The organism is Corallococcus sp. CA053C (assembly GCF_003611675.1).
Lineage (GTDB): Bacteria > Myxococcota > Myxococcia > Myxococcales > Myxococcaceae > Corallococcus.
In genome coordinates this window covers 1-14,825 of the sequence record NZ_RAWA01000059.1, presented here as the reverse complement: position 1 = coordinate 14,825, position 14,825 = coordinate 1, and the positions used below count along the sequence as shown (strand labels likewise).

Sequence of the window (14,825 nt, the reverse complement as noted above, 5' to 3'; positions counted from 1 at the left end):
CTACACTCGGGGATTCGCTTGAGCGCGCCCAACCCCATCGTCGGCCTGGGGGGCCGGACCGACCACATCGCCACGGTGCCCCACCTGGACCCGTCTCGCCTCCAGCTCAGTCCGGAGGAGGGCACGGTGCTGGCGTTGGTGGGCCGTGTCGAGCGCATCGACGCGGTGCTGTCCCGCTCCACGCTGGGCGAGGCGCGCACCATCGCCGTGCTGCTGTCCCTGCGCGCCAAGGGCGCCATCGTCCCCGCGCGCGTGGTGGCCCGCACCGCGCCCGCCGCCCCGGTGGTGGACGCCGCCATGTCCGAGGAAGTGGACCTGGACCCCGAACAGAAGCGCGAGATCATCGACCTGGAGCGCGCGATCGACGGGATGGATCACCACGCCGTGCTGGGCGTGCCCCGGGGCGCCACCGCCGCCGAGGTGAAACAGGCCTATTACAACGCGTCCCGGCGCTTCCACCCGGACCGCTACTTCGGCAAGAACCTGGGCAGCTTCCGCGCCCGGCTGGAGCGCATCTTCAAGCGCCTCACCGACGCCCAGAACGCCCTCAGCCGCGCGGAGCAGCGCCCCGCGACGCCGGCCCCCGTGGCCTCTCCCGCCGCACGTCCGCCGTCCGGCGCCTTCGCGTCCGTCCCACCCGCGTCCAGCGCGGCACGGCCGCCCTCGGGGACCTTCGCGTCGGTCCAGCCCTCGCCCGCGGCCTCCGGAGCCGCCGCCGCCGCACGCCCGCCGTCTGGGACCTTCGCGTCCGTCCAGCCGACTCCCGCGCCCGCGCCCGCTCCGGACGACCCGGAGTCCGAGGCCCGCCGCGCCGAACGGCAGGCCCGCCTCGCGCGGCACCCGTACATGGCGCGCAGCCACAAGCTCACGGAGCTCATCGCGCGGGGCAGGGCGGCCATCACGCGCGGAGACTTCGAGCGGGCCTACCAGGACTTCAACCACGTGCTGGGCCTGGATCCGAAGAACCGCGAGGTCGCCGCGCTGCTCGTCGACGCGCGCCGCAAGCACGACCTGCACCGCGCGCAGACCGAGGTGGAGCGCGGCCAGGAGATGGAGATGCGCGGGGACTTCGCGGGCGCCCAGTCGGCGTACAAGCTGGCCGTCTCGCTCAACGGCGACAACCCGGAGGCCGCGTATCAGGCCGCGCGCATTGGCCGGGAGCTGAACCAGGACCCGCAGGAGGTGCGCGCGCTCGCCCAGCGGGCGGTGGAGTTGAAGCCCGGGCGCGTGGAGTACCAGCTGCTGCTGGCGCAGGTGCTGCTGGTGGCGGGACAGAAGAAGCAGGCCAAGCACCACTTCGAAGAGGTCGTGCGCCTGGATCCGGACCACGCCGAGGGACGCGCGGCCCTCAAGAAGTTGCGTTGGACGTTCTCGTGAGGTGCATGCGTCCCCATGGCTGAGCCCGAACCGCTGATTGGCATCGACCTGGGGACGACGAACAGCCTCGTCGCCACCGTCCAGGACGGCCAGCCCCTCATCATCAAGAACCGCACGGGCGTGCCCCTCACGCCGTCCGTGGTGGCGGTGTCGAAGAACGGCAAGCGGCTGGTGGGCGGCATCGCCAAGCGGCAGGCCATCACCAACCCGCAGGAGACGGTGTCCGCGGCGAAGCGCCTCATCGGCCGCAAGTTCTCCTCGCACCCGGTGCAGGACGCGCTGCGCGCGCTCACGTACCAGGTGGTGTGCGGCGCGCACGACGACGTGCGCATCCGGCTGGCGGGCCGCGACCTGGCCGTGCCGGAGATCAGCGCCATGATTCTGGCGGAGCTGAAGGCGGACGCGGAGGCCCACTTCGGGCGGCCCGTCACCCAGGCCGTCATCACCGTGCCGGCCTACTTCAACGACGGCCAGCGCCAGGCCACCAAGGACGCGGGCCGCATCGCCGGGCTGGAGGTGCTGCGCATCATCAACGAGCCCACCGCCGCGGCGCTGGCGTACGGCTTCGGGCGCACGGTGAACGGGAAGATCGCCGTGTTGGATCTGGGCGGCGGCACCTTCGACGTGTCGGTGCTGGAGATCAACAACGGCATCTTCGACGTCGTGGCGACGGGCGGCGACACGTTCCTCGGCGGCGAGGACTGGGACCACCGCATCATCGAGTGGATGGTGTTCGGCTTCGCCAAGGAGCACGGCATCGACCTGCGCAAGGACCGCATGGCGCTGCAGCGGCTGAAGGACGCCGCGGAGAAGGCGAAGGTGGAGCTGTCGTCGGTGAAGGAGACGCAGCTGCACCTGCCCTTCATCTGCACGCCGCCGGGCGGAGGCGCCGCGCTGCACCTCCAGACGACGCTCACGCGCGAGAAGCTGGAGGACCTGACCGCGGACCTGGGCGAGCGCCTGGTGGGCATCACCTCCGAGGTCCTGGGCGAGGCGAGCGTGCGCCCGTCGGAGCTGAAGGAGGTCATCCTCGTGGGCGGCATGTCGCGCATGCCCCGCATCGTGGAGCAGGTGCGCCAGTACTTCCGCCGCGAGCCCTGCAAGGGCGTGCACGCCGAGGAGGTGGTGGCCCTGGGCGCAGCCATCCAGGCGCACGCGCTGGTGGCGCAGGAGGGGGAGCTGCTGCTCCTGGACGTCACGCCGCAGAGCATGGGCGTGGCCATCGCGGGCGGCTACGTGCGCCGGCTGATTCCGCGCAACACCACCGTGCCCACGTCCGCGACGGAGGTGTTCGCCACGTCCAAGGACTTCCAGCGCACGGTGAAGATCATGGTGCTCCAGGGCGAGCACGAACTGGCGCACCACAACGAGCTGCTGGGCGAGTTCCTCCTCACCGGCCTGCGCGAGGCGCCGCGCGGTCAGGTGGAGATTGAAGTGACGTTCGACATCAACGCGGAAGGCATCGTGTCCGTGTCCGCGCGCGACCGGGACACGGGCCTGCGCCAGTCCATCACCGTCACCGCGTCCAGCGGCCTCACGGAGGACGAGCTGCGCCGCATCATGGACGAGCAGCGCGACTGGATGGTGACGGCGCGCGCCTCCGAGGAGCTGAAGACGAAGCGCGTGGAGCTGGACACCCTGGCCCGCGACCTGGTGGACGCGCTCTCCCGCGTCCGGCTCCTGCCCGGGGCCGGAGGCCTGTCGCCCGACGTGGTCGCCCGCGCCGAGATGGCCCTGGACAACGCGCGACAGGTGCGCGGCGGCGAGGACGTGGGCGCCCTCACGCGGGCCTGCGAGGCGCTCTCGCAGAGCCTGCCTCTCTTGCGCTCGGCCAGCCCGCGCGGGGCGCCAGGACGGTAGCCGCGCATGCCCGGGCCCTCCGCCACGTCCCGCTGTTCCTGCCGGCCGCGCGGTGCACGCCCGTGTCACGCCCCGAGATGGAGCTCGCCATGAACACGCTGCGCGCCAGGCAGCTCGTCGAGGCCGGGTTGCTGTTGCGACTGAGTGGCGATACGTCGGGCGCGGAGAAGCTGTTCCTGCGAGCGCTGGAGCTGGATCCCACCAACGCGCGCGCGCGCCAGCTCCTGGGGCCGGGTGGCGGCGCCACGGGCCCGGGGGCCACGCAGGCGGCGAACGCAGCGGGCCCCGACCTGGAGGGGGACTGGGGCGCCTGGGCCGATTCCGCCAGCGCCGGCCCCGCCAGGCCCCTGCCCGAATCCGTCAGTCTCCCCGAGGGAACCGGGATGCGGGGCGACGCGTTGGACCTCATCGCGGAGGAGCACCGCACGCAGGAGTTCGGCCTCCCGGAGGCCTTCTCCGTGATGGGCGGCGCGCTCCCCCAGGGCTCCGAGGTGGAGTGCCTGCTGCGCGGGGCGGAGGACCTGCTGACGCTGGATGACCATTCGGGCGCGGTGGACCTGCTGCGCCGGGCGCAGTCGCTGGCGCCGGAGGACCCTCGCGTGGAGGCGCTGAGGGATCGCAGCGAGCGCATCCTGGTGTCGATGCTGGAGGCCCGCCTGGGCGACCTGAGCCGGATGCCGCGCGTGCGCCTGCAACCGGACGACATCATCTGGCTGAACCTGGATCACCGCGCCGGCTTCGTGCTCGCGCAGATTGACGGCGCGGTGAGCTTCGACGACCTCTTCGCGCTGTCGGGGATGTCGCGGCTGGACACCGCGCGCATCCTCGCGCAGCTGCTCGACGAGGGAATCATCTCCCCCGGCGAGTCCCCCGGCTTCACGCCGGGCGGATGACGGCCGTCCAGACGCCGCGCACCACGGGCTCGCCGCGCGCGTTGAGCGTCTCGGTGGTGACGACGAGGAAGTCCATCCCGGCCTTGCGGTACAGCTCGGAGATGTGGCCCGTGGTGGTGAGCACGTCGCCGGGGCGCATCACCCCCAGGAACTCCAATTCCTGCTCGCCGTGCACCAGCCGCACGCGGTCCACGCCCAGCTCCGGATCCGCGATGGCGGCGCTGAAGGGGCGGATGGCGAACACCACCGCGAAGCTGGGGAAGGCGATGACGTCCCCGTAGGGCCCCGCCGCCGCCGCGTCCTGCGAGTAGAGCAGGGGACTGACGTGCGCGGGCGGCTCTCCGAAGGTGCCCGCGGAGGGCACGGAGCCCCCGAGGATGAGGGAGAACTCGCGCAGCTTCTCCCGGCCGATTTCGTAGGTGAACGGGCCGTACGCACGGCCAATGAACTTCGGGTCCAGGGCCATGGCTATCCGAGCGAGGTTTCGACGACGGCGCCCCGGAGGACGGGCTCGCCGCGCTGGTTGGTGGCGGTGACTTCGGTGGTCAGCCGGCCGTCCGCGACGGCGACGACGCGGCCTGCGAAGGTGACGGTGTCCTCGGGCAGCACCGGCCGGGAGAAGCGCACCCGCACGCGGCGCACGAGGCCCGGGTCCCCCACGAAGAGGGCCACCGCCTCCACGGCCCAGCCCAGCGTGCAGAGCCCCTGGAGGATGACGCCGTTGAAGCCGGCGAGCTTCCCCACCTCGGGGTCGATGTGGATGGGGTTGTAGTCCCCGGAAGCGCCCGCGTAATAGACCGGCCGCAGCCGGTCGCACTGACGGACGTGGGTGAAGGTGTCTCCCACCTGGAACGTGCGTGCCATGAGGCGCGGAAGCCTACCGCTCCCCGTCCACGGGTGTCCGGTGGAAACGAAGAGAGGGGCGGCCCTCACCTTCGAGGACCGCCCCTCCGTGACTTCAGGGCTTCAGGACTTCAGGACGACTACGCCTTCTTGCGACGGCGCGTCAGGCCCATGGCCGCGAGCAGGGCCATCAGCGGCGCCATGCCGCCCACGGAACCGCCCGTGGACGAGCAGCCACCGCCCTTGTTCTTCACCTTGACCGTGTAGTTGATGTCCCCGGTCGAGGCGCCATCGGAGTCCGTCACGGTGAGGCTGAACGTGAGGTCCGTGTCGGACTTCACCTGCGGCGCCGTGAACTCCAGCTTGGGCGTGTTCGCGCCCGTGAGGCTCACGCTGGGGCCACCCGTCTGGGTCCACGCGTAGGTGAGCGTGTCCCCGTCCGCGTCGGTGGCGTTGGAGTTGATCGTCACCTTGGCGCCCTCGTCCACGGTGATGGTGCCACCCGTGCCCGTCGGCGCACGGTTGGCCTTGTGCACCGTCACGTTGACCAGGTCGGACACCGACACGCCGTTGGCCGTCGCCGTCAGGCGGAAGGACAGGACGGTGTCAGCGCTGACGTCCGGCGCGGTGAAGGTCGCGGAGGCGGTGTTGCCCCCCGTGAGGGTCACGTTCGGGCCATCCACCTGGGTCCAGGCGTAGGTGAGGGCGTCACCGTCCGGATCCGTGGCCGTACCGGCCAGCGTCACCGTCGTGCGGGCCTCGGCCTGCTGGTCGGCGCCCGCGTCCACCACCGGCGCGCCGTTGACGTTCTTCACGGTCACCGAGACGGTCTTGGTGCTCTTGGCCACGCCATCCGTCACCGTGACGGTGAAGGACAGCTGCGTGTCCTCCGTCACCTGCGGCGCGACGAACGAGGCCTGCGCCGTGTTGGCGTTGGTCAGCGTCACCTGCACGTCGCCAGCGGTCTGCGCCCACGCGAAGGTGAGCGCCTCACCGTCCGGATCCGTGGAGCCCGAGGCATCCAGCACCACGGGCGTCGCGTCGCCCTCGTTCACCGTCTCGGGCGCGGTGGCCACGACGACGGGAGCGCGGTTGACGTTGTTGATGCCGATGTCGACCGTCTTCGGGGCGCTCGCCTTGCCCTGCGCGTCCGTCACCACCAGCTGGAAGCGGAGGTACTGCGTGAAGGCGACGTCCGCCACGAAGGTCGGCGTGGCGGTGTTCGCGTTGCTCAGCGTGGCGACAGCCTGACCGCCCACCTGCGTCCACTGGTAGGTGAGGGCGTCACCCGAGGCGGCATCCGGGTCGAAGCTGCCCGTGCCGTTGAGCGTCACCGTGCTGCGCTGCGGCTGGCCGCCCACGCTCACGAACTCGGGGACCACCTGGGGAGCGCCCGCGCTGGCCAACGGCCGCTGGTTGCAAGCGCCCGTGCCCGCCGGCTGATCCACCTGCGAGGGGAACGCCAGCGCCGCGCCCGTGAACTGCGGGTACGCCACGTCCATGCCGTACGCGCCCTGGCCCGAGTCAGAGGCCACGTGGAAGCGCAACTGCACCCGCGTGATGCCGCGCTTCTGGAAGTAGTCCTTGAAGTTGAGCACCTGCTGGCGGAAGCCCGGGAAGCCCGTGGACGCGCGGGCGTAGGCGCGCTGGCCCTCCAGCACGTTCCCGCCGCCGGCGGAGATGGTGCCGGGGCTGGGCATGTAGAACGGCGCCACGGTGGGCACCTGGGCGGTCAGCGTCGACACGTTCGTCCACGACACGCCGTTCACGCTGTACTCCACGACGGCGCCGTCGAACGGCGTCTGCGCGGCCGTGTAGTCGGTCTCGAAGGAGTGGCGATAGTAGTAGGTGAAGACGAAGTCACCCGTGGCGTTCAGCTTCAGCCAGGGGCTGGCCAGGGTGCTGTCCACGGCGATGTTGGCGTCGTCGCTGTGCGCGATGAAGTCCGTGTCGTCCTGGCGGATGCTCCAGTCACCCTCGGGGTACAGGTTGCTGGAGACGGTCCAGGCCGACAGACCGGAAGCGAAGGCGTCCGTGTCGCTGGAGTTCGCCACGTCGTCGTAGTTGATGCGCGGATCGAACGTCACCGTCTTCGCCGCCGCGGGCAGGCTGGCCTCGGTGAAGGTGATCTTCAGCCCGGCGTGCGTGTCCGGGGCCGTCACGGCCGTCAGGGACACAGGCACGGTCAGGTGCGCTTCCGCCCCGCGCGCCAGCGCCGGGACGTTCACCGTGCCGCCGTTCGTGAAGGCCAGCGTCGCGGTGGTGCTGGTGGTGCTCACGGTGCCCGTGAAGGCGCTCAGCGCGCCGCCGCCCACGTTGCGGACGGTCAGGTGCAGCACGCCTTCCTCGCCCACGTCGAGCACGCCGTCCTTGTCGCAGCCCGTCTTGCTGTCATCCAGGCGCAGGTCGGTGACCTCGATGGTGTTGCCCGTGACGCCGCTCTCCACCACGCCGAAGTGGTCCCACGAGTTGCGGTCCGGCGCCTTGGCGCCGAAGCCGGCGCCGCGCTTGGCGAAGGCCGCGACGAAGCGGGTGTAGTCCGCCGGATCGCTGGCCAGGGCCACCGCCAGGATCGCGTCGCGCGCCTCCAGGAAGGTGGGCGCGTTCGGCGTCGCCTTGTAGCCGGCGACGACGTAGCGCTTCATCCGGTCCTGGGCCTCCGCGAACGGATAGGCGTTGAGCAGGCTGGTGTAGCAGTCCCACAGCATGGACGCCCACACCTCACCGCTGTTGTGGACCTCGCTGTTGCTGGTGCCGGTCAGCGCGGTCGTGTTCGCGTTGGCGGGCAGCGCGGTGCCGTTGGCGATGTGCCGGAACGACAGGCCGTTCTTCGCCAGCTGTGTGGTGTAGGGGAGCCGACGCAGGCCGTAGTAGTAGCCCTGGTTCTTGCCACCGCTGGAGACGTAGCCCGCGGCGCCGTAGACGCCCTGCCACTGGTTGTTGCCGGGCTTGTTCACGTCCTCGGCACGCACCTGCATGAGCATGGCGGTGAAGTCACCCCAGCCCTCGCCCATGGAGCGGCCCTGGTTGTTCGACAGGCCGGCCGCGTTGCCGATGAGGCGGTTGGAGATGTAGTGGCCCCACTCGTGCGCGATGACGGCGTTGTCCAGCGTGCCGTCGCGGTCCTCCTTGGGCGTCCGGCTCAGCTTCACGGAGACGGCCCCGTTCGCCAGCTCCGCGCGCCAGGAAGCGGCGGCCGACTGGGTGATCATCAGCGACGGCGTCTTGACGAAGGCATCGTCAATGCCATTGCCGCCCATGGCACCAGGGCTGCCGGCGGCGTTGTTGCCGATGACCGTGGCGATCGCGCCCGCTTCCTGCGCGAAGCGCGACTTGACGACGAAGTTGCACGTGCCGCGGTCGATGAGGGCGATCTTGCCCTTGAAGGTGTCCGCTGCGAACGCGGCGCAGCCGAGCTTGTTTTCCGGCGGAGCGTCCTTGATGTCACCCGTCACGAGGTACGCCTGGGAGCCGTAGCTCGCGGAGGACGCCTCGTAGATGCCCTGGATGGACGCCGGGGCCGTCACGGACAGCTCGGGCGTGCCGTCGAACAGGTACATCTGCATGCGCGGCGACGCACCGTCCGCCGGCGTGCTCATGTTCGCGTTGTTGCGGTTCAGGTAGTCCTGGCCCTGCGCCTGGATGGGGTCGCCTTCCACGCCACCCCGGCCGTAGTTCACAGACTGGGCGTTGCCCGACGCCTCGTCGAAGCCCGCGTCGTAGAACCAGTCGTGCAGGAAGTTATTCACGTAGAACAGGTTCACCACCGAGGCCTTGATCTGCTCGGGGGTCGCGTTGGGCGCCTGGGTCGTGTCGAACGTGTAGCCGAAGGTGTTGGCGGCCGTCGTCGTCGGACGGATGTCGCCGCCGCCGGGCTGGTAGCCATCCGGTGCGGCCAGATCCGCGTACGCGTCCACGTTGTTGCCCGCGGTCTGCGTGGCGTTCGCGGGCAGCCACGGATCATCCTTGCTGTAGGGGCTGTTCGCGAGGGTGATGTTCTGCGCGGGGCGGTTCAGCGGACCCTGGGAGCCGTCGAGATTGCCCGTGGGGTGCGGGGTCATGTCGGTGCCCTGCGGCCCGTCATCCGGGAGGTACGGCGACACGTTCTCCGCCCAGACCTTGTACGTGAAGGGCGTCGCCGCCACGTCCACCGTCAGGTTGTTGCGGAAGAGCACCGCGCCGGTCGTCGCGGAGATGACATAGCCGTAGTAGTCGTTGGAGACCGACGCCTTCGGGCCAGCGTTGACCTCCACGTACCACGCGGGCTCCAGCCCGCCGGCCATCATGAAGAACACCTGCCGGGCGCGGGCCGGGGTGGCCAGGTCCTGCGGCAGCGCGCTCTTCGCGGAGGGGCTCAGCGCGAAGAACGAGTAGTCGCCCTTCGTGCCGGTGTTGACGAACGCGGTGGCCTGCGTGCCGGAGCCCGTCAGGTCCGTGAACGCGCCGGAGATGGCCTCCGCGGCGCCCAGGCGGAAGGCGCCGGTGCGGGCCTTCGCGCGCGCGGTCTGCGTCAGGTCGGACGGGGCCAGGTAGCCGCTGAGGGCGACCAGGCTCTGGTCGCGGCCCATGATGACCTTGATCTCGTTGCGGAAGACCGGGATGCCGTTCACGTTCTGCTCGAACGTGGCGATGACGGCGCCCTTGCCGGTGTCATGCACCGATCGCAGGGTGGCCCCGGAGACGTCGGTGCGCGACAGGCGGTAGCTGTCCGCCACGTTCTGCAGGTGCGCACGCGCCGCGGCTTCCGTGGTCATGCCCCCGCGGATGACGGACTTGGACTGCGCGCCATCCTGAGCCGCCCACGCGAACGTGGGCACGCCGAGCCGCTGCTCGGTCTGCTCGACGCGAAGTCCGCGAGCCGCCGCCGTGGTGGGGTCCACGGCGAGCGCGCGGGACTCCCGCTGCTCCAGGAACGCGTCGTAGTTCGACCGCTCCTTGGCCCACGCACTGGTGCCCGCGATGGGCACCAGCAGCAGACTGGTCAACAGCTTTTCCCTGAGACGCATGCGCCTTCCTTCTTGGGGGTGATGAACGACAATCGGACGAGGGGACTGCGGGAGACGACGACTGCTTGAGGAGCACGCCGGGGGCGGCGGACTCCCTACGGCTTCAGGACCGTGCTTTGACAGTCCACAAGAGAACGCAGCCCAACGCCTGGGGTCGCATGGACGCGACGGCGCGGGGCACCACGAAAGGTCACGAAGCAGGGAGCGCGCGCGGAGGGCGCGAAGCGCTCCTCGGGGCCGGACAGGCGGGGCGCGACACCGGCGCCCGGAGTGGAAGACTCGAATCGCTTGTCAACGATTACTGGCAAACGCTGCTCTCCAACCCACGCCTCCGGTACGGTTTTGTTCACCGCATCGGATTCAAGTGAGGGCGCATGCTAACCAGGACACTGGATCTTTGAAAAGAGGGGGTCCCCTCATCTTTGCGTTAGCAATCCAGTAACAATTGTCAGTCTGGAATAAGCGGTGCGCACGGCCCGCGCTCCTCCAGCAGACAGGCGGGCGATGCACGGGGCGCGACGGCGCGCCGCACCTTGCGTGCGCACCCCCAACCCTGCTCAGCGGCGCGAGCGTGGCGCGGAGCCGTCGTCGGACGAGGCGTGGTCGAGCGGATCCTCGACCTCCGCGCCCTCGCGGCGCAGCTTGTACTGCTCACGCACGTAGGCGACGAGCTGGTCCAGGTACGACGACAGCGGCGGGCACCTCACGCCGGTGCCGTCGAGCAGCTCCAGCGTGTTGTGACAGTTGTAGATGGCCAGGTGGTTCACGTAGCTGATGGCGGCGCGCTGGGGCCGGGCCAGCTTCTCCAGCAGGGGCAGGCGCAGCATCACGTCCGCGGCGCGCGCGGACAGGTTGAAGCGCGGCAGCCGCTTGTTCGACTTCTCCGCGATGAGCTCGTACACGCGCCGCGCGCTCATGGGGTTGGGGTCCACCAGGTGGAAGGTGCGGCCCTTGGCGCGCTCGTCCCTGGACAGCCGCCACACCGCCTCCACCACGAAGTCCACCGGGACGACGTTGAGGGGCGCGACGCCGTTGCCCGGCAGCGGCAGCGGCACCACCAGCGGGGACGTGACGAGCAGGATGCCCAGGTAGTAGGGGCCCTCGAACCGATCAATCTCCCCCGTGCGCGAGTCGCCCACCACGCTGGACGGCCGGAAGATGGTGACGGGGAGGGTGGCCGCCGCGCGCTGCACCAGCCGCTCCGCCTGGAACTTCGTCTCCTCGTACGCGTTGCGGAAGCCCTGGCCGCGGTCCAGCTCGTCCTCGGCGATGACGCCCACCCGGTCGCCGGACACGTAGCAGGTGGAGAAGTGGCTGAAGCGCGACAGGTGCTCGCAGTCGCGCGCCAGCTCCAGCAGGTTGCGGGTGCCGTCCACGTTCACCCGCCACGCGGTCTCCTTGGGCACGCCCAGCTGCGACACGGCCGCCAGGTGGAAGATGTCCGTCACCCGCTCGCACAGGCGCTGGTACTCGGCGCCGGACAGGCCCAGGTGCATGTCCACCGCGTCGCCGGTGAGCAACTCCACCTTCGCGCCCTGCACCTTCGCCGCGAGCGTTTGCGCTTCCTTGAAGGCCTTGGGCTGCACCAGCGCGTAGATGTGCCCCTTCGGGTCCTCGCGCGCGATGTGCTCCACCAGCCGCTTGCCGATGAAGCCCGGGTAGCCGGTGATGAAGTAGGTGCCAGCGCTGCTCTTCTTCGGCTTGTCGCTCATTCGGGGCGCAGCATACCCGCCCGTCAGCCGTGTGCGAGCATCGCCCGCCACACCGCTTCCACCTGGGGACGGGTGGCCTCGGGCGCGCCGCTGTTGTCGATGACCCAGGTGGCGTGCTGTCGCTTGTCGTCCAGCGACAGCTGCGCCGCGAGCCGCGCCTCCGCCGCCTGTGCATCCAGCCCGTCCCGCACCATCAGCCGCGCCTTCTGCACCTCCCGGGGCACCCAGACGACGGCCACGCCCTCCATCGCGGCGTGCAGGCCCGTTTCGATGAGCAGCGGCACGTCGTAGACGGCGTGGGTGATGCCCTCGGCCTCCAGCGCCGCCAGCTTCTCCAGGAACGCGGCGCGCACCTGGGGGTGCACGATGGCGTTGAGGGCGGCGCGCTCGGCGGGGTCCGCGAAGATGTGGGCCCCCAGCTTCACCCGGTCCAGGCGGCCGTCGGGGCCCACCACGCCGGGGAAGCGCTCGCGGATGCTCTGGAGCCCGGGCGTGCCGGGCTCCACCACCTCGCGGGCGATGACGTCCGCGTCCAGCACGCGCGCGCCCAGCTCGCGCAGCATCCGGCTCACCGTGCTCTTGCCGGAGGCGATGCCGCCCGTCAGGCCGAAGACGTGCACGGTTACTTCGCGGCCTTGGGCGTGGTGAAGACGAAGGACTGCACCGTCTTGCCGTCCTCGTTGAAGAAGATGGCCACGCCCAGCTTCACGTAGAGGAAGTAGGTGCGGAAGTCGTCGGTGAGCTTGCGCAGGTAGCAGGGCGTGGCGGGCGCGGCGCCGGCGGGGCACGCGGGGCCGTAGCTGTTCTCGATGGTGTCCTTCTCGATGATGGGCGCGGGGAACACGTCGATGCGCTCCACCAGCTGCGTGGCCGGGTCCACCTTGAACTGCGCCTGGGTGGTGCCCTTGATGGCCTCCTTGGCGAAGTAGGCCAAAATCTCCTTCCCGTCCTGGGACATGGTCCGGGACGGTTCGCCGAACTTCTTCACGATGTCCTCCTTCTTGGAGGACCCGGGTTCAATGGTCTGCCACGGCTTGGCCGAAGCAGGCAGGGAGACGACGACGGCAGCGACGGCGACAAGGACGGCAATGACGGGGGTCCGCATCTCGACTCCTCACCTAGCGGATCAGGCAGGCGCGCCTCAAGGTCCGTTACCTGAAGCAACGCGCGTGTCCACCTGGCATTCAATCACGAACGAGACGCCTTGCCCCGTCCGGGGGGCTCTGCTACGTGCTCAAGCCATGCGTTCTCGTGCCTTCCGGGTCTTTTCCGCCCTCCTGCTCGCCGCTTGTGGCGGTCTTGCCGGGGCTGCGGACTTCACGGGTCCCGACAGCTGCAAGGGCTGCCATCCGGAAGCCTACGACGCGTGGATGAAGTCCAAGCACGCCCGGGCCACGGACACGCTGGCGGAAGGGCAGAAGAAGGACGCGCGCTGCCTGTCCTGCCACGCGCCGGACCAGGTGGAGCAGACGCTCACGGCCGTCACCTGCGAGACGTGCCACGGGGGCGGGCAGTACTACTCGCCGTCCTACGTGATGAAGGACCCGGAGCTGGCGCGGCTGGTGGGGCTGGTGGACCCCTCCGAGAAGCAGTGCCGCACCTGCCATGACGCCTCCTCTCCCTCCCTGCGCCCGTTCGATTTCAAGGAAGCGCTGAAGGCCATCGACCACTGGTCCGCCGAACGTGCCCGCAAGCAGCAGACCCGCGCGGATGCGGCCCCCTCCACGCCGGCACCCGCCACGGCGAAGAAGTGACCCAAGCTTGATCAAGATCCTCGACTCCCGCTTCGTCACCACCGCCGTTGAATTGAAGGGCCTGCCCACGGACCACACCGCGGAGGTCGCCTTCGTCGGCCGCTCCAACGTGGGCAAGTCGTCCATGATCAACGCCCTGACGAACCGGCGGAAGCTGGTGCGCGTGTCCAACACGCCGGGGCGCACCCGCACGCTCAACTTCTTCGACGTAGACCTGGACCGGGACGGCACCCGCCACACCGTGCGCCTGGCGGACCTGCCCGGCTACGGCTTCGCCAAGGCGAGCAAGGCGGACAAGGCCCAGTGGCAGGAGATGATCACCTCCTACCTGAAGAACCGGCACCGGCTGGAGGTGGTGGTGAGCATCATCGACGCGGAGGTGGGCCCCACGCCGGAGGACCTGCGCACGCTCGACTACCTCCAGGAGCACAACCGGCGCATCCTCGTGGTGGCCACCAAGATCGACCGGCTGACGAAGGCGCAGCGCAAGCCCCGGCTCAACGCCCTGGCCACGCAGCTGGAGCTGCCCCGCGAGGCGCTGGTGCCGTTCTCCTCCACCGAAAAGCTGGGCGTGGAGGAGGTCTGGGGCACGCTGTTGGACACCTTCGGCAAGGCCACCCGCGTCTGAGGCTCCCGGGCCCCGGCACGCTGTGGTAGCACCCCCGGCGTGTCCCAGAACGGCAAGACGAATGGTGGTGGTTCGCCCCTCGCTCCTCGCGAGGTGCGCCAGCGGTTGATGCGCCTGAGCCCGCGCCAGCGGATGGAGGCCCTGCTCGACGGGCCGGACACGCCGGCGATGGTGCGCTCGCTGCCCGCCGAGGACCTGTACGTCACCATCCAGGAGATCGGCCTCGCGGACACGACGGAGCTCGTGCAGCTGGCGTCCCCCGCGCAGTTCCGCACCTTCGTGGACCTGGGCGGGTGGCAGAAGGACAAGCTGGACCCGCATGCGGTGCTGACGTGGCTGCGCGCCGCGCGCGGTGACGAGCCCGAGGACTTCCTGCGCAAGCTGCACGCGGTGGACCTGGAGGTGGTGGAGACGCTCCTCAAGGAGTTCACCACCGTGTACGACCTGGAGGAGGATCCGGACGCCAACCCCCAGGGCATGGCGGTGGAGACGCCCGAGGGGCGCTACCTCGTGGAGATCAAGCTGGAGGGCGTGGAGATGTCCGCCATGCGCGCCCTCGTCAACGACCTCATCGCGGAGAACCCCTTCGAGTCCGTGCGCCTCTTCGAGGCCGTGCGCTGGGAGATCCCCTCCGAGCTGGAGGAGACCGCCTTCCAGTTCCGCCGCGCGCGCCTGGCCGACCTGGGCTTCCCCTCGTTCGAGGACGCCCTGGCCCTCTTCAGCCGCGTGGACGTGCCCCCGCGCCCCACCCC

Annotated in this window: 12 protein-coding genes; 6 read left to right on the top strand and 6 right to left on the bottom strand. The window is 70.2% G+C overall.

Annotated elements, in window-relative coordinates:
* Nucleotides 1-18: 18 nt before the first annotated feature.
* The 3 genes from D7V97_RS10970 (at nucleotide 19) to D7V97_RS10960 (ending at nucleotide 4,130) form a co-directional block, all read left to right on the top strand.
* Nucleotides 19-1,377: a J domain-containing protein gene (locus tag D7V97_RS10970; protein WP_120610562.1), complete on the top strand. Its 1,359-nt coding sequence runs from the start codon at nucleotides 19-21 to the stop codon at nucleotides 1,375-1,377.
* Nucleotides 1,378-1,392: 15 nt separating this feature from the next.
* Nucleotides 1,393-3,237 carry a molecular chaperone DnaK gene (gene dnaK / locus D7V97_RS10965; RefSeq protein ID WP_120610561.1) on the top strand — a complete coding sequence of 615 codons (1,845 nt, stop codon included), beginning with the start codon at nucleotides 1,393-1,395 and terminating at the stop codon, nucleotides 3,235-3,237.
* Between the two features lie 89 nt (nucleotides 3,238-3,326).
* Nucleotides 3,327-4,130: a hypothetical protein gene (locus D7V97_RS10960; protein ID WP_120610560.1), complete on the top strand. Its 804-nt coding sequence runs from the start codon at nucleotides 3,327-3,329 to the stop codon at nucleotides 4,128-4,130.
* On the opposite strand, the gene D7V97_RS10955 is transcribed toward D7V97_RS10960, so the two are convergent.
* The 6 genes from D7V97_RS10955 to D7V97_RS10930 all read right to left on the bottom strand — a co-directional run bounded on the left by D7V97_RS10955 (nucleotide 4,114) and on the right by D7V97_RS10930 (nucleotide 12,796).
* Nucleotides 4,114-4,596: a MaoC family dehydratase N-terminal domain-containing protein gene (locus D7V97_RS10955; protein WP_120610559.1), complete on the bottom strand. Its 483-nt coding sequence runs from the start codon at nucleotides 4,594-4,596 to the stop codon at nucleotides 4,114-4,116. The two genes, D7V97_RS10960 and D7V97_RS10955, sit on opposite strands and share 17 nt — an antisense overlap.
* A 2-nt stretch (nucleotides 4,597-4,598) precedes the next feature.
* On the bottom strand, nucleotides 4,599-4,994 hold the full coding sequence (locus D7V97_RS10950; RefSeq protein ID WP_120610558.1) for a MaoC/PaaZ C-terminal domain-containing protein: 396 nt from the start codon (nucleotides 4,992-4,994) through the stop codon (nucleotides 4,599-4,601).
* Between the two features lie 119 nt (nucleotides 4,995-5,113).
* Nucleotides 5,114-9,979 carry a myxosortase-dependent M36 family metallopeptidase gene (locus D7V97_RS10945; RefSeq protein WP_120610557.1) on the bottom strand — a complete coding sequence of 1,622 codons (4,866 nt, stop codon included), beginning with the start codon at nucleotides 9,977-9,979 and terminating at the stop codon, nucleotides 5,114-5,116.
* A gap of 557 nt (nucleotides 9,980-10,536) precedes the next feature.
* Nucleotides 10,537-11,691, bottom strand: a complete 1,155-nt coding sequence (locus D7V97_RS10940) for an SDR family oxidoreductase (protein ID WP_199728769.1) — start codon at nucleotides 11,689-11,691, stop codon at nucleotides 10,537-10,539.
* A gap of 23 nt (nucleotides 11,692-11,714) precedes the next feature.
* Nucleotides 11,715-12,311: a dephospho-CoA kinase gene (coaE, locus tag D7V97_RS10935; protein WP_120610555.1), complete on the bottom strand. Its 597-nt coding sequence runs from the start codon at nucleotides 12,309-12,311 to the stop codon at nucleotides 11,715-11,717.
* Between the two features lie 2 nt (nucleotides 12,312-12,313).
* A complete protein-coding gene (locus tag D7V97_RS10930; RefSeq protein ID WP_120610554.1) occupies nucleotides 12,314-12,796 on the bottom strand; it encodes a hypothetical protein in 483 nt (160 codons plus the stop codon).
* 265 nt (nucleotides 12,797-13,061) lie between these two features.
* Here D7V97_RS10930 and D7V97_RS10925 point away from each other — a divergent pair, with 265 nt between their 5' ends.
* The 3 genes from D7V97_RS10925 to D7V97_RS10915 all read left to right on the top strand — a co-directional run.
* A complete protein-coding gene (locus tag D7V97_RS10925) occupies nucleotides 13,062-13,445 on the top strand; it encodes a hypothetical protein (RefSeq protein ID WP_233582652.1) in 384 nt (127 codons plus the stop codon).
* 7 nt (nucleotides 13,446-13,452) lie between these two features.
* Complete coding sequence (gene yihA, locus D7V97_RS10920; RefSeq protein WP_120610552.1) at nucleotides 13,453-14,073, top strand: ribosome biogenesis GTP-binding protein YihA/YsxC; 621 nt, start codon at nucleotides 13,453-13,455, stop codon at nucleotides 14,071-14,073.
* Between the two features lie 39 nt (nucleotides 14,074-14,112).
* The coding region (locus tag D7V97_RS10915; RefSeq protein ID WP_233582650.1) for a DUF6178 family protein at nucleotides 14,113-14,825 on the top strand (713 nt) is incomplete at its 3' end.